This window comes from Ignavibacteria bacterium, from assembly GCA_041649015.1.
Classification (GTDB): Bacteria; Bacteroidota; Ignavibacteria; order Tepidaquicellales; family Tepidaquicellaceae; genus CAIKZJ01.
Window position 1 is genome coordinate 1 of sequence record JBAZNU010000011.1, and the last position, 25,586, is coordinate 25,586.

At 36.2% G+C, this 25,586-nt stretch carries 21 protein-coding genes and 1 other RNA gene; 14 read left to right on the forward strand and 8 right to left on the reverse strand.

The features are described from left to right. Window positions 1–629 (forward strand): T9SS type A sorting domain-containing protein (locus WC644_13225; protein MFA5012896.1); only part of this gene is annotated, 629 nt, incomplete at its 5' end. A 23-nt stretch (window positions 630–652) separates the two neighbouring features. Continuing rightward, entirely contained in the window at window positions 653–1,891 is a 1,239-nt protein-coding gene (locus WC644_13230; protein ID MFA5012897.1) for a T9SS type A sorting domain-containing protein, read from the forward strand. 401 nt (window positions 1,892–2,292) lie between these two features. Here WC644_13230 and WC644_13235 read toward each other — a convergent pair whose 3' ends face one another. The 5 genes from WC644_13235 to WC644_13255 all read right to left on the reverse strand — a co-directional run bounded on the left by WC644_13235 (window position 2,293) and on the right by WC644_13255 (window position 12,564). Continuing rightward, window positions 2,293–4,173, reverse strand: coding sequence for an Omp28-related outer membrane protein (locus tag WC644_13235; protein MFA5012898.1), 1,881 nt, complete (start codon window positions 4,171–4,173; stop codon window positions 2,293–2,295). 77 nt (window positions 4,174–4,250) lie between these two features. Continuing rightward, on the reverse strand, window positions 4,251–5,846 hold the full coding sequence (locus WC644_13240) for a T9SS type A sorting domain-containing protein (protein MFA5012899.1): 1,596 nt from the start codon (window positions 5,844–5,846) through the stop codon (window positions 4,251–4,253). A 74-nt stretch (window positions 5,847–5,920) separates the two neighbouring features. Further along, window positions 5,921–9,202: a transcription-repair coupling factor gene (gene mfd / locus WC644_13245; protein ID MFA5012900.1), complete on the reverse strand. Its 3,282-nt coding sequence runs from the start codon at window positions 9,200–9,202 to the stop codon at window positions 5,921–5,923. 36 nt (window positions 9,203–9,238) lie between these two features. Beyond that, a complete protein-coding gene (gene rsmA / locus WC644_13250; protein MFA5012901.1) occupies window positions 9,239–10,054 on the reverse strand; it encodes a 16S rRNA (adenine(1518)-N(6)/adenine(1519)-N(6))-dimethyltransferase RsmA in 816 nt (271 codons plus the stop codon). Further along, entirely contained in the window at window positions 10,054–12,564 is a 2,511-nt protein-coding gene (locus tag WC644_13255) for a penicillin acylase family protein (GenBank protein MFA5012902.1), read from the reverse strand. The genes rsmA and WC644_13255 overlap by 1 nt, the downstream gene beginning before the upstream one ends. Window positions 12,565–12,779: 215 nt before the next feature. Between WC644_13255 and WC644_13260 the strand changes: the two genes are divergently transcribed. The 5 genes from WC644_13260 (at window position 12,780) to rnpB (ending at window position 16,738) form a co-directional block, all read left to right on the forward strand. Beyond that, window positions 12,780–13,766 (forward strand): hypothetical protein, encoded by a 987-nt coding sequence (locus WC644_13260; protein MFA5012903.1) that lies wholly within the window; start codon window positions 12,780–12,782, stop codon window positions 13,764–13,766. A gap of 6 nt (window positions 13,767–13,772) precedes the next feature. Next, window positions 13,773–14,726 (forward strand): methylenetetrahydrofolate reductase, encoded by a 954-nt coding sequence (locus WC644_13265; protein ID MFA5012904.1) that lies wholly within the window; start codon window positions 13,773–13,775, stop codon window positions 14,724–14,726. Window positions 14,727–14,866: 140 nt separating this feature from the next. After that, window positions 14,867–15,487 (forward strand): hypothetical protein, encoded by a 621-nt coding sequence (locus tag WC644_13270; GenBank protein ID MFA5012905.1) that lies wholly within the window; start codon window positions 14,867–14,869, stop codon window positions 15,485–15,487. 1 nt (window position 15,488) lies between these two features. Then, the gene (locus WC644_13275; GenBank protein MFA5012906.1) at window positions 15,489–16,340 is read left to right on the forward strand and encodes a C4-type zinc ribbon domain-containing protein; all 852 of its coding nucleotides are present in this window, start codon (window positions 15,489–15,491) and stop codon (window positions 16,338–16,340) included. Window positions 16,341–16,358: 18 nt separating this feature from the next. Next, window positions 16,359–16,738: RNase P RNA component class A (gene rnpB / locus WC644_13280), an RNA gene on the forward strand. Window positions 16,739–16,740: 2 nt separating this feature from the next. Here rnpB and nadA read toward each other — a convergent pair. Further along, window positions 16,741–17,697 carry a quinolinate synthase NadA gene (gene nadA, locus WC644_13285; protein ID MFA5012907.1) on the reverse strand — a complete coding sequence of 319 codons (957 nt, stop codon included), beginning with the start codon at window positions 17,695–17,697 and terminating at the stop codon, window positions 16,741–16,743. A gap of 108 nt (window positions 17,698–17,805) precedes the next feature. On the opposite strand from nadA, the gene WC644_13290 reads away from it, so the two are divergent. Next, on the forward strand, window positions 17,806–18,498 hold the full coding sequence (locus WC644_13290; GenBank protein ID MFA5012908.1) for a sugar phosphate nucleotidyltransferase: 693 nt from the start codon (window positions 17,806–17,808) through the stop codon (window positions 18,496–18,498). Here the strand turns inward: WC644_13290 and WC644_13295 are convergent. Further along, window positions 18,487–18,726 (reverse strand): NifU family protein, encoded by a 240-nt coding sequence (locus WC644_13295; GenBank protein ID MFA5012909.1) that lies wholly within the window; start codon window positions 18,724–18,726, stop codon window positions 18,487–18,489. The two genes, WC644_13290 and WC644_13295, sit on opposite strands and share 12 nt — an antisense overlap. A gap of 96 nt (window positions 18,727–18,822) precedes the next feature. After that, the gene (gene apbC / locus WC644_13300) at window positions 18,823–19,905 is read right to left on the reverse strand and encodes an iron-sulfur cluster carrier protein ApbC (GenBank protein MFA5012910.1); all 1,083 of its coding nucleotides are present in this window, start codon (window positions 19,903–19,905) and stop codon (window positions 18,823–18,825) included. A 133-nt stretch (window positions 19,906–20,038) separates the two neighbouring features. Between apbC and WC644_13305 the strand changes: the two genes are divergently transcribed. From WC644_13305 to WC644_13330, 6 genes are all read left to right on the forward strand, one after another. Then, complete coding sequence (locus tag WC644_13305; GenBank protein MFA5012911.1) at window positions 20,039–20,641, forward strand: hypothetical protein; 603 nt, start codon at window positions 20,039–20,041, stop codon at window positions 20,639–20,641. Continuing rightward, window positions 20,638–20,943 (forward strand): hypothetical protein, encoded by a 306-nt coding sequence (locus tag WC644_13310; protein ID MFA5012912.1) that lies wholly within the window; start codon window positions 20,638–20,640, stop codon window positions 20,941–20,943. The genes WC644_13305 and WC644_13310 overlap by 4 nt, the downstream gene beginning before the upstream one ends. Further along, window positions 20,940–21,710 carry an MBL fold metallo-hydrolase gene (locus WC644_13315; protein ID MFA5012913.1) on the forward strand — a complete coding sequence of 257 codons (771 nt, stop codon included), beginning with the start codon at window positions 20,940–20,942 and terminating at the stop codon, window positions 21,708–21,710. Before WC644_13310 ends, WC644_13315 begins: the two co-directional genes overlap by 4 nt. Before the next feature lie 3 nt (window positions 21,711–21,713). Further along, on the forward strand, window positions 21,714–22,490 hold the full coding sequence (locus WC644_13320; protein ID MFA5012914.1) for an inositol monophosphatase family protein: 777 nt from the start codon (window positions 21,714–21,716) through the stop codon (window positions 22,488–22,490). Between the two features lie 255 nt (window positions 22,491–22,745). After that, the gene (locus tag WC644_13325) at window positions 22,746–23,540 is read left to right on the forward strand and encodes a hypothetical protein (protein ID MFA5012915.1); all 795 of its coding nucleotides are present in this window, start codon (window positions 22,746–22,748) and stop codon (window positions 23,538–23,540) included. Window positions 23,541–24,010: 470 nt separating this feature from the next. After that, on the forward strand, window positions 24,011–25,586 hold a 1,576-nt coding region (locus WC644_13330; protein MFA5012916.1), incomplete at its 3' end, for a hypothetical protein.

Consider the following 25,586-nt stretch of genomic DNA (forward strand, 5'->3'; position numbering starts at 1 on the left):
ATGTTGCAATAGCTATATACATTGACAAAAGCAGAAATAAATGGGTGGGGACATATTTCGGCGGAGCTGCGAAGTTTAATTCAGCACAAAACGTATGGACGGCTTTTGATTTAGCTGATTCATTAGGATTAACAGGTGATAATATGGTGAATGGTGTAATAGCAGACGATTCAAATGCGTATTTTCGATATAGGACGACTTTGTACAGATATTCAAGCAATGGATTTGAAATAATACCCGTAGGGTCTCCAACTGCATTTGAATTTGACAAATATAATAATTTATTGATAGGTAACTTGCATGGAATAGCTATCTATAATCCTAACGGAATTGTCAGCGTAACACACGATGAAGAAATAATCCCTGCTATTTACAGCATTATTGAAAATTACCCTAATCCATTTAACAATGAAACGAAGATAAGAATATCACTTTCAAAGTATTCGGATATTACATTAAAAATATATGATATAAAAGGCAGGTTGGTTTCTATGCTTGCAAATGGTAAATACAACAAAGGAATTCATGAATTCAAATTTAATGGAAGTAAATTGTCGAGCGGCGTTTATTTTGCCGTTTTGAAAACAGAAAATGAGATAAAATCACATAGAATTGTTCTATTAAAATAAATAATATCAAGAAATAATTGAATGTGAAAATAATATTTACAACAATAATAATATTGTTCACTTTTGAACTTGGTGCCCAGCCGCAGTGGGTGATATATAATCAATTTAATTCAGGTTTACCAAGTAGTATGGTTGGGAGTATTTTAATAGACAGCAATAATGTAAAGTGGATAACTACCGATAATGGATTTGCTAAATTACAAGGCAATACGTGGACTGTGTATGACACTCTAAACTCGGGTTTGCCGCAAAATCACTGTTATGGAATTGTGCTTGATAAAAGAAATATAATGTGGATGTCATGTCCCGGAAAAGGTATCGTTAAATATGACGGAGTAAACTGGACAGTGTATAACAATGATAACACTGGATTACCCGTTAACTGGTCTGGCTATGTTGATGTTGATGAAAATAACAATAAGTGGTTTGCAGGATACGGTTTGTTTAAATACAATGATACAAATTGGGTTTATTACAATACAAACAATTCAGGACTTCCTACTAACTTGACAGAATGTGTCTTTGTAAAAGATAATATTGTCTGGGTGGGAACATATATGGGAGGAGTAGCAAAGTTCGATGGAGTAAACTGGACATTGTATAATACTCAGAATTCAGGCATACCAAGTAACTGGATTTATATGATAACATCGGATTTACAAAATAATTTATGGTTCGCAACATTTTTTGGAGGATTGGCTAGATATAACGAATCTCAAAATTTATGGACAGTATATAATACAACAAATTCAGGACTTCATCACAATAATTTATATTCCGTATTTGCTGATAATAATAATGTTAAATGGATTGGAGGTGGGGGAATGGCAATTTTCAATGATACAACATGGCAGATATTTACTTACCCTTTCATTAGTGAAGTATTCAATTTTTCTAAGGATAAATACGGCAATATGTGGATTTGTTCAGATAATGGATTATATGTTTACAATCCGGCTGGAGTAGTAGGTGTGGAAAACATTTCTTCGATTGTACCTGAAAATTTTCTATTAATAAGGAATTATCCTAATCCATTTAATTCGCAAACAAAAATAAAAATTACTATTCCGGAAAAATCAAATGTGAATTTGAATATTTATGATATCAATGGCAGGTTAGTAGAAAAAATCGCAAAAGGTAATTACAGCAAAGGAACTTACACATTTAGTTTTAACGCAGATAATTTATCAAGCGGGGTTTACTTTATTCAATTAAAAACAGATTCGGAAATTAAAGTTCATAAAATAATATTACAAAAATAAGGCATCATTGGTTATCATTAAAAGATCATAAATAAAAGAGGGCATCCACTCAGTCCTGAAATCAGTGTAACGCTTCCAACCTTATATTTAGCAATAATCACATAATTTCTCATGAATTATAGAAATAATTATTCCATTATTTCGTTATTTCTAAAATTGTGTAAAATATACTATTTCAGAAATCCCCCAAAACTCACTCCAAAACCCCCAATTACTAGCTTTTTTATGTATGCCTGCGTTATGCCTGCGATATGACTGCGATATGTCTGCGATATTATATTAAGGCAATAATATCCCGCTTAATCCCCCCTTAAATTCCCTAAGTACATAAAATATCATACAATTAAAAAAGGGGATGCACATTTTGCACCCCCTTCTTTATTAAACTATTGTTTTATCTTTTATTTAATTAAAATCATTTTCTTGGTTTCAGAAAATCCATCAGCTTTCAAAGTATAAAAATAAGTCCCGCTCGAAAGTTTTTCACCTGAGACTTCAGCATTATACTTCCCTGCTTTCACATGACCGTCTAAATAAGTTGCCACTAACTTACCTGAGATATCATATATTTTAAGACTTACGTATCCGTCTTTTGGAATTGAAAACTTTATATTTGTTACTGGATTAAACGGATTTGGATAGTTTTGACCGAGCTCAAAATTCAATGGTGTTTCTTCTGCATTGTTTATACCGGTTGCATTTATAGAAGTCTGAATTGCTTGCTGAACTTCTGCAAGGTAGAGCGGTGTCCCATCTTTATAAACAAAAACTTTTAGCTTACAATTTGAAGATACCCACAAAGAATTTAATGTTGTCGAAAACGATTTGGTTATTTCCTGACCGCTTGTCCATGTTCCTCCGCTATTCAGATTTTCTCCAGGAGCACTATTTACCATATTTCTAACAACTGAGCTGTGCACAAATCCTGAACCTCCGGTGCAGTATGAATTTCCAGATTGACTGTAAACGAGATTATCTTCAGTTATTACATAATTAATTTTATATTGTCCGGTTAGGTTTGTTAATGATGTAGCTTTTAAATTAACATTAAGCTCACCTGTGGATGAGTTAAAATTTTGTGTAATAATTTCAATCTTCACCGGCGATTCAGGTGAATTCATGTACCTCATAAATGGATATTCAAAAAAACCGCTTGCACTTAGATAAGCATTCGGATAAATTAATCTGTCTGGAGTTCCGGTAGGATATGCATTCATACCTAGCAAACTTAAAATATTATTACCGTTAAAATTTATATACGGGTCGCTTCCCGCTCCATGATATGCTAAAACAACAGTGTTCGGATAATACTGCTCAAGTTCGTGAATTGCTACCTTCCCGCATGGACACCATTGACACCATGTCCCCGTACAGTATTCCATCAAAACGTTCCTCGGATTTGATGTAACATAATATACATTTTCTATTGTATCGTTACTTATATTTTCATCACCCGTTAGTCCGGTTATAGCTTTAAAAGTATAACTTCCATTCGATGGTGCTGTCCAAGGCATAAAACTCAAAAATTGAATTTGTCCGGGCGCTAAATTTGTAACAGTCTGTGAATTGCTGTATGTGCCGGGTGTAACAGTTAACATTACATTAAAAGACGCTGTTGTCTTTCCAAAATTTCTTACATATACTTTTGGAGTGTCAATTGTTCCTGAAGTATAGGTTCTTACATATCTCTTAAACCCTGATGCACCTGCATCAAGATTGTACTGACTTCCTATTTTTATGTTATCAAGATAGAGATTGTTTCCTATTGCGGAATATGCTGTAAACTTTATCATATTTGTTCCGTTCGGTAATCCATACTTCTTCGTTACCCACTGAGTTGATAATGGTACAAAAGGAGTTCCTGTCGCGGGAGCTGTCACAAGCGGACCGGAGGTACCGCCGTTAAGTATTATTAATTCTGTCCATGCATTACCGTTATTAGTCGAGTAATAAATCTTCAATTGATCATTTGATGAACCGTAAGTTGCATAAGCATGGTCAAATATTAAAGAATCTCCTGAAATGGAGGATGTGAATACTGGGGTAATTATATCAAAACTATTACCCGTATTCGCATCGTTGAAATTTGCTTTAATTGCACCATATCCCGTACCATACCCGCTGCATCTTACTGACCATTCCCAATTAAATGCATTTGAAGTTGCAAGAGTCCAGCCCTTTGGAGGAAATGACGGATTATCAAAATCCTGCCATATGTAAATGGCTCTTGTATTTGTGTATAACATCATATACACTGCTAAAAGAAGTAATAGTTTTTTCATAGTAATAATAATTTTTGTTTATTGAATTTACTTAAACAAAAAAGCGGGTCTTTTTAACCCGCCTTTTACATTTAAAACTATTTGTTCAGCATCATCTTCTTCGTCACTGCAAAATCCCCGGCATGCAGTTTATAAAAATATACTCCGCTCGAAAGATGCCTTCCGTCAAAATCATAGGAGTATGTACCTGCTGACTTATACTCATTCACAAGCTCTGCAACTTCTGCACCCAGAGTATTAAACACTTTTAATGTCACAAAACCATTCTTCGGTATCGAATAGGATATAGTCGTTGTCGGATTAAACGGATTCGGAAAGTTCTGCTCAAGCTTATACTCACTTGGAATATTTACTACCGGCTCTTCTGTACCTGTTATATTTCCTATTATCGCCGTCAATACACTTAATGATGTACCTTGTAATCTATTCCATACTGGTCTTATAATTCCGTCGTATGCGGTTATATTTGAATAGTCACCGAAGAAAACTGACGATGTTGGTATAAAAGACGTCTCGCTTACCCTTTCATCGGTGAATGATGCACCTCCGTTCGTTGATTTAGCAAGATAAAAATGCGTCGCTCCTGCATTCGATACATCGTCTCTTCTGTCATAAGAACATATATAAATGTAACCTGTTTTCTGGTCAACCGTCATCCATGAAAAGAATTGCTCTTTATTTGTGTTATCTGTGTTGACCTTAAGTGGTGCACTCCAGTTTGCTCCCCCGTTTGTTGAACTTACAAACATAACATCATGATTATTCGGACCTGCACTGTCCGTCCAGTTTATGTATACATTTCCTCTGTATGGACCATTCGATATATCGCAGCATGTAATCGGCAGCCCGTTTGCTCTCTGTATCCCGCTAATCATATAATCCCATCCGCCTCTCTGATTTGAAACATATACATCATTATCAAGCCATGTATTTCCGCCGTCTGTTGACTTATCAAAGAATATCCCAAACTGCGAGTTCCTTATTTTTGGACCCGCCCATGCTACATACACCTCTCCGTTCGGACCTACCGCTGGTACTGCTCCCTCAACCGTGTTATCTTCATCTACACAATCACCGCCAAGTTGATTTATCCTCTTTGCAGTTCCGCTGCCAAAATCAACCCATGTCAATCCGCCATCCGTTGACTTAGAAAATAAAATATTCGAGCTGTCTAATTGATTTGAAGTCCCGTAACTATCAAACTGTGTCCATGTTACATATATATGATTATTTCTCGGATCAACTATTGCCCATTCTTTATCCTGCTCTTTCGGAGACTGAAAATATGTATATGAACCGGGATTACTATAATTCATCCCGCCATTCGTTGACTTTTGACAAACTATTCTGTCAATCCAGTATCCCGGTGAGTTTGTATTTGATAAATGGAAATAATAAAAATGTCCTAACGTATCAACAATTATGCAGGGGTCTCCCCAAACTCCGTATTGTGAGTTTGTTAGGTTAAACCTCGTCCAGTTATATCCGCTGTTTGTCGAATAATAAGCCGAACTTATGTTTGTTCCCGCGACAACCTGATTTAAGTTCTTAGGATTAATACAGATTGAAGGTTCATTCGGCGAGTTTGTTGTGCTGATTGTTATGTTCGTGTATTGGGAAAACACTGCTGATGTAAGCCCCAACATCAGTAAAAGAATAAGTAGATTTTTCATTTATAAAATTTTTATTGAATCAAATTGCTAAATTTAAACGACTTTTGAAACAGATTAATCTGTCACAATATTTGCTAAAAAACTGCACTGCCTAGCAGCAATTCATCTATAAGTTTCCTTATTTCTTCAATCCTCTCATCTTCCTCTTTTGAATTTAGATTCACTTGTACTATCAGCCTTTTCTTGTTGTTCACAAAATTAAACTTATTCGATTTCGCTGCTGAAAGCTTCTTTATAAGATTGTCAAAAAAATCACTCGTAAATATTCTGTGCCCCTTTTCCTCTGGGAAATACAGCAGCATCTCATCCCCGCTTATATTTATCTTCTCAAGCCCTATCTCTGTTGCTCTTATTTTTATCTCTATCACTCTAAGCAGGTTGCCGACCTCATAGGAATACCCTCCGAACCTGTCCTTTAATTCTTCCTCAATTACTTTCAGCTCTGATTTATTCTTCACTTCATACAATCTCTTATATATATTAAGTCTTTCCGTGTCATTCTCCACGTAATCTTCAGGTATCAAAGCATTAAAATCATTCTCTATCACAGCTGGTACATACTCCTCGCGTTTCTTTATCTTGTCGCTTATCTTCTTAAGCGATTCTTCTTCTTTAAATATTTCTTTGAATTCATTCTCTTTTAATTCTGATACTGCTTCATCAATAATATCAATAAACATCTCAAACCCCATCTGATGGACAAACCCGCTCTGGTCCTTTCCCAGCAGATTCCCTACTCCTCTTATTTCCATATCCCTCATCGCAAGATTAAATCCCGAACCAAGCTCCGTATATTCTTCAATTGCCTGTAGTCTCCTTATCGCCGTCTTTGTAAGTTTACCTGCGGGCGGCGATATAAAATACGCATACGCCTGAGTATCACTCCTTCCGACCCTTCCCCTTAACTGATATAACTCTGAAAGCCCGTACATGTTAGCATTATTAATAATTATTGTGTTAACATTTGGAATATCCAACCCGGATTCAATTATCTTTGTGCAGAATAGAACGTTTAGTTTCTTCTCGATAAAATCAACTACCACATCTTCAAGTTCAACACCGTCCATCTGCCCGTGTGCAATTCCACACTTAGCATATGGGATATATTCCTTTAGTTTATCCGCATAGTCATACAATTCTGATATCTTGTCATTTACAAAGTATACCTGCCCCCCTCTTTCAATCTCTTTCTTTATAATATCAGCAATCATTGACCACTTGAAACTTATTATCTCAGTAATAATTGGTTTTCTGTTCTTTGGCGGTGTATTTATCACGGATAAATCCCTCGCTCCCAGCAGTGAAAAATTCAATGTTCTCGGTATCGGTGTTGCTGTTAGTGTTAAAGTATCAATATTTGGCTGCAACGCCCTCAACTTTTCCTTTGCCTTCACACCAAACCTCTGCTCTTCATCGATTATCAATAGTCCCAAATCCTTAAACTTAATATCTTTTGAAAGTATCCTATGCGTACCTATCAAAATATTAACCTTACCCTCAGCAAGATTCTCAAGTATTTCCTTCTGTTCCTTTCTCTTTTGCATCCTTGAAATTACCTGAACCTCTACTGCAAATGCATTCAATCTGTCCCTGAATGTATTATAATGCTGAACAGCAAGTATAGTAGTAGGTACAAGCACTGCAACTTGTTTATTATCCAGCACAGATTTGAAAGCCGCCCTGACTGCAACTTCTGTCTTGCCAAATCCTACATCTCCGCAAACGAGCCTGTCCATTGGATTAACATTCATCATATCGTTCTTTACATCTTCAGTTGCTGAAAACTGGTCTGGTGTATCTTCATACATAAAACTCGCTTCCAGTTCTCTCTGCCAGTGGGAATCAGGAGAAAATGAATGGCCGGTCGCTGACTTCCTCTTTGCATAAAGAAGAATTAAATCTCTCGCAATATCTTTAACCTTCTTCTTTGCATTTTCTTTTACCTTTAACCACTCACCGCCCCCAAGCCTTGTAAGCTTTGGAGAAACACCTTCGCCGGCAGAATACTTATTTATAAGATTAACGTAATTCAGATTAAGAAATATTACATCACCTCCCGCATATGAAAGCTTCGCTACTTCCTGTTGATTATTTCCTACTTTTATTTTTCTAAGCCCTGAATACACACCTACCCCGAAATCCCTGTGAACGACATAATCACCAAGTTTTAGTTCTTTTACCTCATCGAAAGTCATTCCGCGAAATCTTCTCTTCCGCTTCTTGGTCTGTCGGAAATACCTTCCGAATATCTGATGCTCTGTATATACAATCAGTTTCTCAGACGGATAGATAAACCCTTCTTGTAGTGATTCATCACAGAATATAATTTTATCAGATACTTTTTCCTGTATCTTTTCCTCAATTAAATAATCCTCTTCAGCATCAAAGATGAGACTCTTGAGCCTGTCGGACTGATGAATATCTGAGCTTAATAAGAAAACTGTATATCCTTTCGATATATTTTCTTGAAGGTTGTTGAATAGTAATTTCACATTAGAATTAAAATCAGGCTGAACCCTGCCGCCAAAATCATGTGAAGCATCAGTTCTAAACGCAGATATATAAATCTTCTTGTTCCGCTTTATTTTATCCCAAAAATCCTCATCAGTTATTGTATCCCTCTCATCAACTAAAATTATCGTATCTTCAGCAATATAATCTGCTATCGAATACTCACCGTTTTCATCTTCGTTACTCTCATCCCGAAAGCTGAGGTTTATTCCTATCGTTACTTCATTCAGCTCCTTTAACGAACGCTGACTCCTTATGTCAAACTCTCTTATAGACTCAATGTTCTCCCCAAAGAACTCAAGCCGAATCGGAGAGTCATAATGCTCAGGGAATAAATCAATTATCCCTCCTCTAACGGAATAATCCCCAACCTCATCAACAAAGTCTCTCTTAACAAATTTATATTCTTCAAGCTTCTGTGTCAGTTCTTCAAACAGGAATTCATCGTTTTTCTTTAGAGTTAAAAGAGACTCCTTGTACTTTGATTTACCGATTAGCTTTTTCGGTAGCGAATCTGTATGTACGAGTACAATGAAATCATTTGAATTTGATAGAAAGTTAAGTGTTCGTGTGTGTTCTTCGCTTTCTGTATTCTTATCTTTTGAATAGATTGACACGTTATCTGTATCTGCAATTGTATCAATGTCACCTTTTATCTTATATATCTTATCAATATATGAAGAGATAAATATTACCTTTTGATATTGTTCTTTCTGCAGGTATGAAATAAAAAATGACAATAGCGAGCTGCTCAAACCGGTAACGAATCGTTCCCTGTCTGTTGAATTAATGCTATCTTTAAATAACATCGAATCGTTAACTAACTTTCTTATCTTATCAATCATAATAAATTAAAGCTGTATATCTTTATCAATTAAAGCTTAGCCCAGATTAATCTTTTGAGCTGTGATATTGCTTAAATCTATAAACTCTCTTACTGTTAGCGACTCTGCCCTTCGTGAGAAATCAAAGTCATAATCATTAATATTCAACGAATATTTCTCAAAGAAATCATTAAGTGAGTTCTTTAACGTCTTTCTCCTTTTACTGAAAGCACTTCTAACAAACTCTTTAAACACATTAATATTATCAATCCTGTTTTCACTTTCGCTGAACGTAATCCTTATTACGCTTGAAGTAACATCCGGTTTAGGAAAGAATGCTGTTGGCGGTACATTAAACAGTTGTTTAACTTTAGCCATTGCCTGAAATTGGACTGCGAGAATTCCATACTGCTTCGTATTAACATTTGCTACTAAACGTTCCGCCACCTCTCTTTGTATCATAATCACGCAAGAATTTATTTTAACCTTACTGTCCAAAAGTTTGAACAGAATACCTGAAGTAATATTATATGGAATATTCCCAATTACCTTTATATCTGAGCCCCTCAATTCCCTCGGAATATCTTCTTCAAAATCGAATTGAAGAAAATCTTTTACTGCTACATTATATCCCTTATTCTTCAATTCTTCAGATACTTTAGTATCAATCTCTACAGCAATAAATCTTTTCGTTTCCTTTGTTAGATGTTTTGTCAGCGCTCCCTGCCCGGGACCTATTTCTATTACTGTATCCTCTTCTTTTATCTCCAGCGATTTTACTATCTTTCTTGCTATGTTGTCATCCACAAGAAAATTTTGACCGAACCTTTTCTTAGGTTTATATTTCTCATATTTGCTCTTGCTCGAAAGCATTAAGGTGTAAGAATAAGAACTTTTACATCTTCCGAACTTCTTTTAAGCTCCTCTGAATCTAAATATACTTTCTTATACTCGGCATTTGACCATAACTTTGTCTGATTCGCGTAGTTCCTGTGCTCCGGTTGACCCGATTGTCCGGATGGCAGTACAGAGTAATAATACTTTGGTTCATTAAAATCAAAAACAAACCTCGTTGATGCTCCCACAAAACATTCGAACTCTTGTTTTTGTATTGCCTTTTGGAACGAATACTGTGTGTTATTAACTGTTGTACCGGTTCCGTTAACTTCAATAGGACCTATGTTAAGAGTTTTCCCCAACGCGGGTACACTTCCCATCGGATGTCTTATAATAACCTGGTGAACCTCACCCCATTCCCATGTCTCCGGCTCTGAAGATCCGAATCTTTCCACGCATTTACTAATAGCTGCTTTAAAAACTTTTTTTATTAATACATCCCTTGGTTCTTTTTTCGTTGAGTCTTTGGGATCTCCGATAATCCATGAAGAATTTTCCTTAAGAAGTTTTGAAGTGTTACGAATAGGTATATTATTCAAATATATATAATCAAAGAAAAGCTTTTCTCCAAGTTTATACTTATAAAGTTCTATGTAAAGCTGTAATTCAAATTCCGCAAATAGTGTGGCAAGGCCACTAAGCTTGTTCAGATTGTAATCCCATTTCTTTATCATATTTAATATCTTCATCTCCTCAGTAGTAACTTTTGATGAATCCTTGTATGCATCGAGTACATAACCGAAATATTCTTTTGCCTGAAGACTTACAACATCGTTCTGTAATAGTATAAAATCTTGAGAATTCATGCTCTGTTTCGATTTAAGAACTTCTTCAATTCTCTTTGCCCTGTATTGCGGTTCATATAGATTTGAGATGTAAATTTTTAAATCTTTCTCTGCTTTATTGTTTGCAGTTACTATAAAATTCTCCTGAGGATTATAAACCGAAGGCAAGTCTTCTTGATTTATAAAACCCTTCCATTCCATTTCCCCTAAATTTGGTACCGAACCATTGAGAACATAATCATTCTCTCTTATAGGAACCTTACCTGCCGCCTGATATCCTATATTTCCGTTTACATCAGCGTAAGTAAAATTTGATGCGGGTAATCCGAAACCACTAAGAGAAGACTTAAACTCTTTCCAGTTCCGGGAATGGTAAACATCATAAAATGCATTTATTTCATCGCTTAACTCGTACCCGGTCCATCGAAGTGTCAGTATTTCTTTATCATTTGTTTTAAAGTTGCTCTCTCCCGTAAATTGTACTTTTTCAAGTTTTGAAACGACCGGGCCTGCAATTGTATTGTAAATCGTGAGTGGGACCTCATCTTTAATATCTTTAATCTTAATATATTCTTCGGTGCTGTCTATATTGTAAAGAGTATTATTAAGTCTGTACTTGTTTGTATATACTGAATCCCTTTTAAGAATCATAAAATCCGAATCATCGTTCATTAGATTCGTTATTCCCCAGCTTATCTCACCGTTTGAACCTATAGCTACTCCCGGAGCTCCCGGAATAGAAAATCCGCATACAAATGTGTTGTCACCTTGATTTTTTAATACTACTTCATACCAATTTGAAGGAGCTTGTAAGACAAGATGCGGGTCGTTTGCAAGGATAGGTTTTCCACCCTCAGTTTTTACTCCATTCACAACCCAGGAATTACTTCCAATCTGTGTTCCCAGTAAACCAAAATAATTCCTATAGGAGATAACGCTCTCAAAAAACCCTCTGCCAAGTAATGCAAAATTACTCTTTCCAAAACCATTTGAATTTAAACTGCCGGAATTCTTTTTTTCTCCCTTTATAATAAATGGTCCGTCTTCGGGGTAATTAGGAAAAAAATCTTTTGCTTTTTCAAATCCGTATTTATTGGTGATTTCTCCGAACATATATTCTGTCATCCACGATAAATTTAACTGCCAGCCCATCATTCTTATCACCATGAGTGAATGCTCGGGTTTCCATTCTTCGGGTTTGTAATTCAGAATATCAAATTCCAGCGGAAGTTTTCTATTATTCTGACTTATAAATTCATTCACACCCTTTGAATAACTTGAGAGTATTTGTTTTGATTTTGGTGATATCCCTTCGTAAAGTGTGTATGCAAACCTCGATATTCCAATCGTCCTGAAAAGTTTATCATATTCAAGTACATCCATCCCAAATATTTCTGAAAGTCTTCCTTCGGCTATTCTTCTTATCAAATCCATTTGCCATAACCTGTCCTGTGCATGCATGTACCCGAGTGAAAAGAACAGGTCATCCTCATTGCTGCATGTAATATGCGGTACACCGTAGCTGTCAAAAACAATTTCAGAACTGTTTGTTAAACCTATTACAGATTTTTTACCGGTTTCATCATAAAATGATCTTTGTGTCAATTTATTAAACTGGTAATAGAGGGTAACACTGACTACGATTATAACTAAGACAGCACCTATTATATTATAAAGTATTTTGTTATCCTTGTAGTACATAAAGTTATAAAATTTTAAAAACAAACACTAAAATAAAGTGAAAAAGGACTATTAACACGATTAAGATGAGATAGTGCAATTTTTACTATGTCTTCTGCCAGTATATTTTATAGATTTGTCTGATTATTTTTGTTTTTTGGCTTTTATGCTTGTAATTTCTTAGTTATTTTAAAAATTGTTTAAAAAATTATTAAAATAAATTAATTCTTCTGAATATGAATAAGATGTTAATATCAATAATATTTGTTTTATCAGCCTTTAATATTGCTTTTCCGCAGTCCGGAAAACTGATTACCTACGTATCAGATGACAATCCTTCAGGTTATTTTCAGGTGTTTGTTATGAATGAAGACGGAAGTGAAAAGAAACAACTTTCTGATATGTTAGATCATTGTTACTTTCCGAGTTTATCCTCTGATGATAAAAAAGTGGTTTTTAACACTGAGAGCGGAATAATATATTATATTGATAATATAGACCAGGAAACACCCAGTCAGCCTATTTATGTCTTTACCGGAGAACATGCTTCATTTGCGAATGATGACCAGACAATAATCTTTAATTCAGATTTTGAGGGTGTTTTAACCATATACGCAATCGAATTAGGATTATCGGAACCTTTTATTATTTCAGATCTCGGATATTCAAACCAGCAGCTTCTTTCAAAAGACGGAACGAAAATTGTCTTTTCTTCTTTCTATCAGGGCGGTAAAGATGTTATTTTAATTGACTTCAGTGATACAACCGATAATAATGTTTATAAGATAAGTAATAATAATCATGCGAACTTATTTCCGGATATTAGTTCTGATAATATGTTAATAACATGGGCGGCATTTGACAACAATCTACAGGGAACAATTAATATTCTTAATGATGGGAATGAAATTGCATTATCAAAAGGTGTTGAAAGTGCCAACAGACCTAAGTTCTCACCGGATGTCAAGAAAATTGCTTTTGTTGCTATTACAGATACGAAAACCAAGATTTACACGATGGACATTGACGGGTCAAACAAAAAGAGTTTTGACATTAAGGGAGGTAACGTAGCAAATTATCAATGGCTTGATTCAGAAAGGATTGTTTATGATGCTGAAAATGGCAATGAATATAATATAGGCATACTTGATGTGACATCGGGAAACAGCAAAATACTGACTAACAAGAATTCTTCTATGCATCCTCATTCATACATAAAATAATAGTTAATGAAGGTAATTGAACATTTAGAAAAAGCAAAGAATCCGTTAATAAGTTATGAGATAATTCCACCTCTTAGAGGAGGGGACATTAACTCATTGTTTGAAACCCTTGAAGGATTAATTAGTCTGGATCCGCCATTTATAGATGTAACATCTCATTCTGCGGAAGTCCAGTATGAAGAGACTCCATCCGGCGAAATAAGAAAGAAAGTAAAGAGAAAACGACCGGGAACAATTGGTATCAGCGTAGCAATAAAGAATAAATTTAATATCGATACCGTACCTCATATACTTTGCAGCGGGTTTACCAAAGAGGAGACAGAAGATGCACTTATTGAACTGAATTATCTCGGCATTGAGAATGTACTTGCCATTCAGGGAGATGACAAAGGTTTCAAGAAACCTGTTCCTAAAGGAAAGACCACCAATAACTACGCAGTTGATCTCGTTGCTCAGATAACCGACATGAATAAAGGACATTATCTTGAAGCTGACCTTCTTGATGCTTCTCCAACAGATTTCTGCATAGGTATTGCGGGATATCCTGAGAAACATTTTGAGTCTCCGAATTTAATAGCCGATATTGAGATTGTCAGGTCAAAAATTAAAGCAGGAGCAAATTACATTGTCACTCAGATGTTTTATGATAATAAACATTATTTTAACTATGTAGATTTGTGCCGAAAGGAAAATTTTAATATTCCGGTAATTCCCGGTTTGAAAATAATAACAACAAAGAAACACCTTACAAGCCTTCCGAGAGACTTTTATATTGATATCCCTGAAGATCTTTACAAGGAAATAATGGAAGCTGATGATAAACATGTGATAGATGTTGGTGTAGAATGGGCATGTAAGCAGGTAGAAGAACTGTTAAATTCAAAAGTACCGGCAGTTCACTTCTATATTTTACAGAACAGCAAGCCTATCCAGATGCTGTTTAAAAAACTAAAACTGTAATATTTAGTATATTGATTGTTTTTTCGCTTATGACTATATTAATACATGAATGAGGAAGTTCATATTAAAGTTTTTCATAGTTTAATTGTTTAAGTTAAAAAGTGTATCTCTCAAGGGTACACTTTTTTTAATATACCTCGATGAATAAAATTTTCAGTTACTTTAAGAAGAACGAAATAAGAAAACTTACCCCTGTACTCAATGAATACATAAGCAGGAAAAAAGTCGTGACTTTTGTCCCGCTGAAGTACGTTGACAAACTTACTTTCGATATGTCCTCAGCAGGTGCAGGTATAATCGGAAACTACACAGTTTGTTCTTTCAGAATGAAAGGAGTTGGTACATTCTTGCCGGGAAAATCTTCAAAACCGGTTATCGGGAAAATAGGTAAACTGGCTTTTGAGGAGGAGGTCAGGCTTGAAATGGAATGCGGGAATGAATCACTCGAATCAGTTATTGATGCTTTACTGAATAGCCATCCTTATGATGAACCGGCATATGAGATTTATGATTTTAGAAAAAGAGCGAATAAACATATTGCTGTAAGGTGTGATTTAAAGAAAAAGATGACGCTGGAAGAATTGATTTACAGGTTTAACAATAAAGTGGTAATTGAAGACGGGTTTATGGGAGTTAAGTTTTCAAGAATATTATTCCTGGACAACATCAAAATTGAAGATATAGCAGACCACTTAAAATTTGTTAAAGCTGAGGTAGCAGTAACAATAGGAAAAAAGCAAAATAATATAAGCATAATTTAAAATGGACGAAACAAACGAAATCACTGAAAGCGAAAACAGCACTTCTGTTAATGAGAATGCAGAGCAAGAGGAACAGGAGGCTAAGATACTTGAATACGGAGAGGAGAACACGACAAAAAATAAGAAGAATTATACTGACGTTTTACTCTCGCTCTATGAACTGACCAAAATTGATGAAGAACTTGCTGAAATTGAAGATGAGAAAGGAGACCTTCCGTACAGGATAGAAAGCCTTAAGGAAAAGATTGCCGTTATTGATGAGCATATGTCAGAAGACAAAACCAAGCTTAAGAATTTTGAATCAGAGGAAAAAGCACTTACTAAGGAGAATAAAAACCTTGAAGATAAAGTAACAAAATACGACGAGTCAAAATACAAAGCTAAGAGTAACAAGGAATACGATGATATAACGAAACAGATTGACGCAATGATGGAAACAATTGAAAAGAACGAGACGAGATTAAAGGAACTTAAAGCATATCAGGAAAATCTGGTTAAAGGAATCCTCGAAATGTCAAGGAGTAATGACGAGTTAAAGAGCGAACTGAAGGAAGACGTCTCCCATCTTAATTCTTTAAACAAGCAGTATGAAGATGAGGAAATAGAGCTAAATGAGAAGAGAAAAGTGATTCTTGATAAACTTTCATATGAGCACAAGTTACTATACGAAAGAATTAACGGCTCATTAAAAGGAGAAGCTACAGCGATTGTAAGAAAAGGCAATTGCAGCGGTTGCTATAACTCAGTACCACCTCAAAGGGAAATTGAGATAAGAATAGCAGAAAAGATTTTCCTTTGTCAATCATGCGGTAGAATTATGATTGATGAAAAACTCATTGAAAATATACAGTAATTTATTATATTAGAACTAACTGTCCTGTAAGGCAATCGCGCTTGGGGGTAACCCCGGTGAGGAAAGTCCGGACTCCATAGAAGCAGGGATGCCGGGATAATGCCCCGGAATCAAGAAACGCAAGTTTTTTGATTAGAAAGTGTCACAGAAAAGAATACCGCTTCGGTTCGCCGGAGTAAGGGTGAAAAGGCAGGGTAAGAGCCTACCATTTAAAGAGCAATCTTTAAGATTGATAAACCTCATCCGGAGCAAGTCCGCGTATAGAAAGTAGAAGTTCTGCTTACTTCATATACTTTCGGGGTAGGATGCAAAGAGTCAAGGAAGTAATTCCCTGACCAAGATAAATGATTGCCGCTCGCAAAAGGGAACAAAATCCGGCTTATCACAAGACAGTTAGTTTTTATTTACTCATCTCAAGCATTCTCTGAATCGGTATCAACGCCTTCCTCTGTATTTCAGAATCCAGAACAATCTCAGGAGTTTTATCCTTCATGCACAAATACAGCTTCTCGAGTGTATTAAGTTTCATGTAAGGGCATTCATTGCATGCGCAATTTGCTTCGGGAGGAGCAATTATAAATTTCTTATCAGGACAGTTTTTTTCCATCTGGTGAATGATTCCCGGTTCTGTGGCAACTATAAATTCTTTAGCACTATCTTTCTGAACAAACTGCAGGAGTGCACTCGTCGAGCCGACGAAATCAGAATTAGCAAGTATCTTTTCTTCGCATTCAGGATGCGCTATTAGTTTAGCATTTGGGTGTTCAAGTTTTAACATAAGAATTTTCTTTTCGCTGAATGTTTCATGTACAATGCAAGCACCCTGCCATAGGACCATATCGCGGCCTGTCTTTTTTATCAAGTATTTACCGAGGTTCTTATCAGGAGCAAAGATAATCTTTTGTGATTCAGGAATCTGTTTGACAATTTTTTCTGCATTTGAAGAAGTGCAAATAATATCCGACATTGCTTTTACTTCCGCAGAGCAATTTATATAACTTATAATTATATGGTCTTTATGCTTTTCCTTGAACTTCTGTAATAAGTCAGCAGGACATCCTTCAGCAAGCGAACAACCTGCCGCAAGGTCAGGAAGCAGTACGAGTTTTTCCGGATTAAGAATCTTTGCAGTTTCCGCCATGAAATGAACACCTGCAAAGACAATAACGTCTGCATCCGTCTTTTCCGCCGCCTGCGCAAGCTGAAGACTGTCACCTATATGGTCAGCGATATCCTGTATATCGCCTTCCTGATAATAATGTGCCAGCAGAACTGCATTCAGTTCTTTCTTCAGTTTAATAATTTCACGTATATAAAACTCTTTTGATTTAGCCGCTTTATTTCCTGGTAAGATCATAATTCAATTAATTAAATGAAATTATCATATTACGATTTAATAATAAATGAAATAAGTGTTAGTATTTCTGCGCCTTGTATTTTGTTAATACTATTAATAAATTAATACATGATTGAAAAAGCAATGATACTTGCAGCAGGATACGGTACAAGGTTAAAGCCATTTACCGATTCGATGCCAAAACCGCTTTTCCCTTTCAGGGGAGGTACGATTATTTCTTATCAGATAGAAAAACTGAAAGCTTTGGAAGTGAAAGAGATAGTAATTAATGCTCATCATTTTCACGATAAAATAGAAGAATATTTTCAGGTAAATGACTTTGGTATTAAAATAAATATTATAATAGAAAAGGATATTTTAGGTACCGGCGGCGGTATATTAAATGCAATGCAATATCTGGGTTCAGAAGAGAGATTTCTTGTTATAAACGTTGATGTGTTCACGGATTTTAATATAAACTTAATCGATGAAGCTTTTTCCAGAGAAAAAGCTTTGGCAGTGCTGGCAATACAAAAGCGAAAGACATCGAGATATCTTGAGTTTGATAGTGATTTAAACCTTATAAAAAGAGTGACAACAGAAAAACCAGAGAACAATCATTTTGCTTTTAACGGGATACATGTTATATCATCAGAGATATTCAAAAGAGATAGTGTTACAGAGTATAAAGATGTAATTGATTTGTACACGGAGTTATCCGAATGTGGTGAAAGCATCAAAGGATTTGATACAGGAAATTCTTACTTTCTTGATATGGGAAAAATTGAGAATATAAAAGCTGCAGAGATATCAGGGTACTGATTCAATCCTGACAATTTCAGGAAATCTAATCATCAACATTCTTTCAATACCCGCCCTCAATGTCATAAGGTTTAACGGACAAGAATTACAGGCACCTAAGAGTCTGACTTTAACGATAGAATTGTTTTCAATGCTAACTGCTTCTACGTCGCCGCCGTCAATCTGAAGGTGAGGACGAATTTCGGCAAGAACTTTCTCTATATTTTCTAAGTTGAGTTCGTTATTCATGTACAAATTTAGTAAAAGTAACATAATAAAGAAGTGAAATATGTTCTACCTTCCCAAGCCGGAGCTTGGGAAGGAGGATCTTAATTTGGATTTTATCTACACTATGATTTCGAGACCGGGTCTTTTTTCTTTCTGTGTGTTTCTTTTATTGATTTCGATTATGAGTTCTTTAGCTATTGATTTGAATATCTTGCTTACCGGTGAATCAGGATTTGAAATAGAAATCGGTGTACCGTTATCGCCTGCTATTCTGATGTTGGTATCGATTGGAATTTCACCGAGAAGTTCGACATTAAACTCATCTGCAAGTTTCTTTCCTCCGCCCTGACCGAATATGTGTTCTTTTTGTCCGTCGGGCTTTAAGTAATAGCTCATGTTTTCGATAAAGCCGAGGTTCGGTACGTTTACTTTTTCAAACATAAGATGACCTTTGCGGGCATCGGCAAGCGATATTTCCTGGGGTGTTGTAACGACGACTGTACCCGTAAGCGGGACTGTCTGGCTTAATGTAAGCTGAATATCTCCTGTTCCAGGGGGCATATCGAACAAGAGGAAATCAAGGTCACCCCATTCGACTTCGGTCATGAATTGTTTTAAAGCACTTGAAGCCATTGGTCCCCGCCAAACGACAGCCGAATCATCTTCAATTAAAAAACCGATTGACATTAATGAGATACCGTGGCTCAGAACCGGAAGCATTTTATTCTTTCCGCCAGACTGAACAATACCGGGTCTATCGTTCACACCGAGCATAATCGGAATTGAAGGACCGTAAATATCAGCGTCAATGAGTCCTACCTTTGCACCCTCTTTAGAGAGAGATACAGCGATGTTTGCAGCGACGGTTGATTTCCCTACTCCGCCCTTGCCTGAGGCGATTGCAATAGTATTTTTAACATTTGGAAGGACTATTGATTTTTGTTTATTGTCATGATTTACTACACCGAGCACGAAGTCAATTTCTACCTTAGCTATTTCTTTGATTTGCTCTTTAATTTTGTTTGTAATATTGTTTTTTAATTCTGCAATATCTTTATAATCCGGGTCGGTAATACCGAGTTTCAGCTTTAGAGTATTACCCTTCATTACAATACCGTAAATAAAACCAAGTTCGGTAAAACCTTTGTTAATAATAGGTTCGTTAATACTTGCCAGTACTTCTTTAATTCTTTCTTCCATGATTTTTATAATGTGGTCTTTTAAATTTAGAATGATATATTATATAACAAAAAGACTTTCAAAAAGATTTATAGCTTAATAAATTGAATGTCATGCTTCAATTAAATAATTTTGTATAATTAATAAACTTACATTGAACAGAAAAGCAAGAATCTGGCTGGCATTACTTATAATTTCGGCTGTTGTATGGCTCGGTGCGATAAACATACGCGGGCTAATAGGCAACGACCTGTTGAATTACGATGAATTCAGTTTCAGGACAAGCATTCCGCCGGATGAAGAAAACTGGATATTCAGGATGCTTTCGCATTCCTCGATGGTAATACTGGGGGCGTACATCTGTACACTTGTTTGTTCAATCGGTTTTCTTGTAAAAGCAAAAATGAGTCTTCGAGAAAATCCATGGCTACTGATGTGCATAATTCTTTTTTACGTCTTCGTACCGGTTGAGCTTTACACGGCTTTTCTGGATATAAAGTTTTACATAATGTATCTTGACAATCCACCCGTTCATGACGGGCTTTTAAAGGTATTCGGAGAGCGAATTGGATTCCTGAAGGGTGTGCCATGGATTGCGCTTTTTTCGTATTATGCAATAATTGTAATTTCAGTTATGCAGCCGATGAAGAAAAGTCTTGCAGAACTTGAAGAAGAGAAGAAAAAGATGATTGAAGAGTATTCGTACAAATATTTTATGCACGATGAAGATGATTTGAAAGAGGAATATCTTAAATGAGCAAGGTTATAAAGAAAGCAAAAGATACAAAAGCAAATGAAAATCAGGAAATACTAATCAATGAACTTCTTGAAGTCTTTAAACAGATAGGTTATACAGTACGAATTGAAAAGGGTCTCTTCAAAGGCGGATTTTGTTTGCTAAGAGAGCAGAAAACATTTTTAATGAACAAGAACATAGAGCCGCAGAAAAAGATAAACTTCCTCACAAAGAACCTTGCCGAGATTGGAGTTGATGGAATCTTCCTAAAACCTTCAATACGAGAGCTTATCGAAAAAGAAGGGCAGCAGAAACTGCTATGAACAGGGTTGTAGTACTTGGCAGCGGTACATCGCAGGGTGTACCAATAATCGGCTGCACGTGTAAAACATGCAAATCTGAAAACCCAAAGGATAAGAGACTTCGCGCGTCTGTTTACATAGAAGCTGACGGAGTAAAAATTCTTATAGATACTTCGATTGATTTCAGACAGCAGCTTTTACGTGCTAATGTAACTGACCTTGACGGGATACTTTACACACATCATCATGTTGACCATATATTTGGGCTTGACGACCTTAGGCAGATAAACCAGCGATATAAGAAATATGTTGATGTTTACGGAAATGCTCCGACGTTGGATGAAATTAAGCTGACTTTTCGCTATGCGCTTGATGAGAGACTTCAAAGCTACATGGCAGTTCCGCTGATGAACTTCAATTATCTTGAGAATAGAGAGTTTGAAGTAAAGGGAGTGAAGATAATGCCGATTGAAGTGATGCATGGGAAGATAAAGATACTGGGTTACAGAATCGGCAAATTTGCATACATAACCGATGCGAGCCATATACCCAATGCAGAAATGGAAAAGCTTTACGGGCTTGACGTGCTGATACTGAACTCGCTAAGACATGCAGCTCATCCGACACACTTTAATTTGAAAGAAGCGACTGATATAGCACTAAATCTGAAGCCGAAGAAGACATACTTTACGCACATTACACACGATTTAAATAATGATGAAGTAAACGCTTCATTACCTGAAAATATAAGTCTGGCTTACGACGGGCTGGAATTCATAACGGATTAATAAATGAAAAACACACTTTACAAGGCGCTTGATGAAAGCGGGAAGATACTGAAAGAATATTTTGATAAGGACTTCAAGATTGAAAGCAAGGATGTTGTTTCAAATCTTGTAACCGAGGTTGATAAGCACTCGGAGGCAAAAATTATTGAAGTTATTAAAAACGATTTCCCCGATCACAACATTCTTTCGGAAGAAATCGGAGCGTTGAACACTTCTTCGGAAGTGAAATGGATTATTGACCCGATTGACGGAACGATTAATTATGCGCATGGAATACCGATTTGCTGTGTATCGATAGGGGTTGAGGTTGCAGGCGAGATTATTATGGGAGGTGTTTACAATCCGTTTGGGAATGAAATGTTCTTTGGGGAAAAAGGCAAGGGTTCATACTTGAACGACAAGAGAATTCAGGTTTCAAAAGAAAGCGATTTCAAGAAGTCACTGCTCGTAACGGGATTTCCATACAAGACGGGAAGCAACCCGAACAATCCTGTAAAAGTATTTTCGGCAATAGTAAATTCGGATATACCAGTTAGAAGAATCGGCTCGGCGGCACTTGATATTTGCTGGACGGCATGCGGGCGCTTCGACGGCTTCTGGGAGTACAACCTGAACGCATGGGACGTTGCGGCGGGATATATAATACTGACCGAAGCAGGCGGCAAGGTAACAAACTTTAAGGGCGGAGAGTATTCGGTTTACAACAAAGAAATACTCGCAACAAACGGGAACATTCATGAGGAATTGTTAGTAATAATAATGGAAGCAGCGAAGAAATAAGATGCACAGCATAATTCTTTCATGGCAATTAATAAATAACTTATCACATACCGGTATATATTTATACCGTCACCCCAAAATTTTACTGTTGAATTTCGTTTAAATTTCGTATTTTATACGTATTGCATACGTATTGGATACCTATTGCATACATATCGGTCCAACTTTAGGCTTTGGAGAGTCATACCTAAGTTATAGGCGGCGTAATAAAATTCAAAATATGAAATTTTCAGAAATCAGTAAAAAATAAGAATAATGGCTAAAGTAATTAAACAGTTTCTGGGAGTAACTCGGGGAAAAATAGGTGATAATGTTTTTAAAAGAAGGGAGGGGTCGAGTTATGTGGCATCTGCCCCTGTTCAATATAAGAAAACAAAGAGCAAAGATTTAATAAAAAACAGAAAAAGGTTTGCGGCAATTTCAAAGTTTGCCTCAGCGGTAACCGATTCTCCTTACAGATACAGGATTTGGAAAAAGCCAAACCTAAAGGGCAAGACGCCTTACAAAAAATGTTTTACGTACAATTATGCCTATACTAAGGGAAGTAAGTCATGGCATTTTACATCGATTACACCCGGTAAATTAGGTTTAATTGATAAAAATGTCATACTCACACCCGACACAGTGGAAATCAACTTCAGGATTTCGGAAGAAATATTTAATATACTTAAAGATGATTTTATAGCAAGCACTGTGATATTTATGCGCGAACCGAATAAAAATGAATTAAGGGAACTGCGTTATAATTCTTATATCACGATTGAGAAAGAGGTAAGAGGTTACGTTCCTTCGTTGACAGAAATAAATCATTTCAAGCATGAGTTTGACAAACCGGGTTTACTTGCGATAACAGAAAAGTATAAAAATGTGATGGTTTATACAGCATTCATTTCGACAAAAGAGGTAAAAGGGAAACTAAAATACACCGCCGGAGAGGCTAATGTCATCAGGGGATTTGAGGCGGAGAGGGGTGAATCAGCCGAAAAGATTACTCCCCAAAAAGTTGACGACGAGCAGGTGCAGCCATATTATAGGTTCAGGGTGAGATAGAAAGCCGGACTGTTAATGACGCAAAGACGGGGTTTTATAATGCCTTTATATGGTGCTGTATTATGATAGAAATATTCTGTAATTTTGAGAAACCTCATTTATAAAGAAGATATATTTTATATCGGTATTTATAGCTTTTCCAGGAAGCAAAACCTTGAATCCTCAAACAAAATAAAACAGAAAAAACCGCATTAACGACTTACTTATAACGCACTTTTCTCCTAAGGCATGTACAGGGCGTAAGGGAGGCGTATTTAAATATTTATAATTAGCGAACAATAGAATTTTGACAGGTGTCAGCATTAACACTTCAGGTACCGGCATTTGGAAGAAGCGAATCGTTTTATAATCATAATCAGTATTTTTGTGTATGCTGTACGAAAGGATAATACACTTGATATTTTAATTTATTTTTTCGAAGTTCAATAAATTATATTAAATAAAGCATTTATTAATTTTATATTAATTAAATGAAGAAGTTAATTTTCCTCGCAGTTTTAATTATTTCTTTTGTAACAATTATTCATGCAAAACCAAGAATAATCATAGGGACGAATCCTAACAGTCTTTTACCGGAATCCATAATAATTCAAAGAGTTATACTAAATTCAAACAACATATCAGCATATTTTCAGAACACGGGAATATTTAACCAGAATACAGTTAACGGTAACACAGCGGGTTTAGAATGGCCAAAGGGTTCGGGCAGGACTGCCTGCTTTACTTCAGGACTCTGTATAGGGTGCGGAATAAACGGACAGTATGCTCAGGTCATGGCATCTTATAGAGGCGAATATGCTCCCGGAACTTTTCAAAACGGTGCATGGACTACGAATAGTGATTTTAAGATGTACACAGTAAGGATTGGTGATAATGCATACAACAATCCCGACTATGCAAACTGGTATAAGATGATACCTTACGGAGCACCTTACAAAGATGTTAACGGGAACCACCAGTACGATGACGGGATTGACATTCCCGGAGCAGAGAATGCAAGCCAGACGATATTTGAGTGCATGGGTGACGGAGACATTTCTCAAAGATCGCCATTTGAGGGATTCGGCGGAGGGATAACAAATCCGATACTGAAAGCTGAGATTTATTTTACTGCATGGGCTTACTCAATTCCCGGGATAGAAGATGTACAGTTTATGAGTTATACGATTATAAATAAAGGTACGGCAAGGTGGGATTCAACGTTTATGGGGATTGTCGTTGATGCTGATTTAGGTGGTGGAAATGACGATTACATCGGATGTGACACAACTTTGAATCTTGGATACTGTTACAATGGTGATAATGACGACGGACCCGGAATTCCTCCGACATACGGAACTGCACCTCCGGCTTTCGGAATAGACTTATTGCGAAGCCCGAGAAATAAAGTTAGCGGCGATACGCTTGGACTTACATCATTTATATTCTTTATCGGAACGGCAGCATCACCTGTGCCCTGTGAATCAGATCCTAACGGCGAGCCGATACCAGCATACAATATGCTCCAAGGATTTAAAAAGGACAGGACTCCATTCATGGATATAACACAGATTCCGCCAAAAAGAACGAAGTTTACATATCCCGGAGACCCTGAAACAAACGAGGGCTGGACAGAATACAAAGGCTCCATGCAAAACTGCAATGGTGATACAACCGGAAACATTATTTCAGTAAATCAACCCAATGACATGAGGTTTATAATGAATTCAGGTGGATTAGATTTTATAGTGAACCCAGGTGATACTCAAAAGATAGTCCTTACACAGCTTGTACAAAGGGGAAGCGATAATAAGAATTCTGTAACAATGCTTAAACGATTGAGTTACCTTGCTCAGACTTTATACGACAATAACTTTAATGTAAATTTACTGCCTGCAATACCAACTGTTTCGCAAAGCGTTACACAGATAAATTCAACTCAGTGCTCGGTAAATCTTTTATGGGATGATGCAGCAGAATCATATTATTACTGGGACACTATATTCTATCCGAAAAGCGATTCAAATATATATAAGTTTGAAGGGTATGAAATATATGAAGTTGACA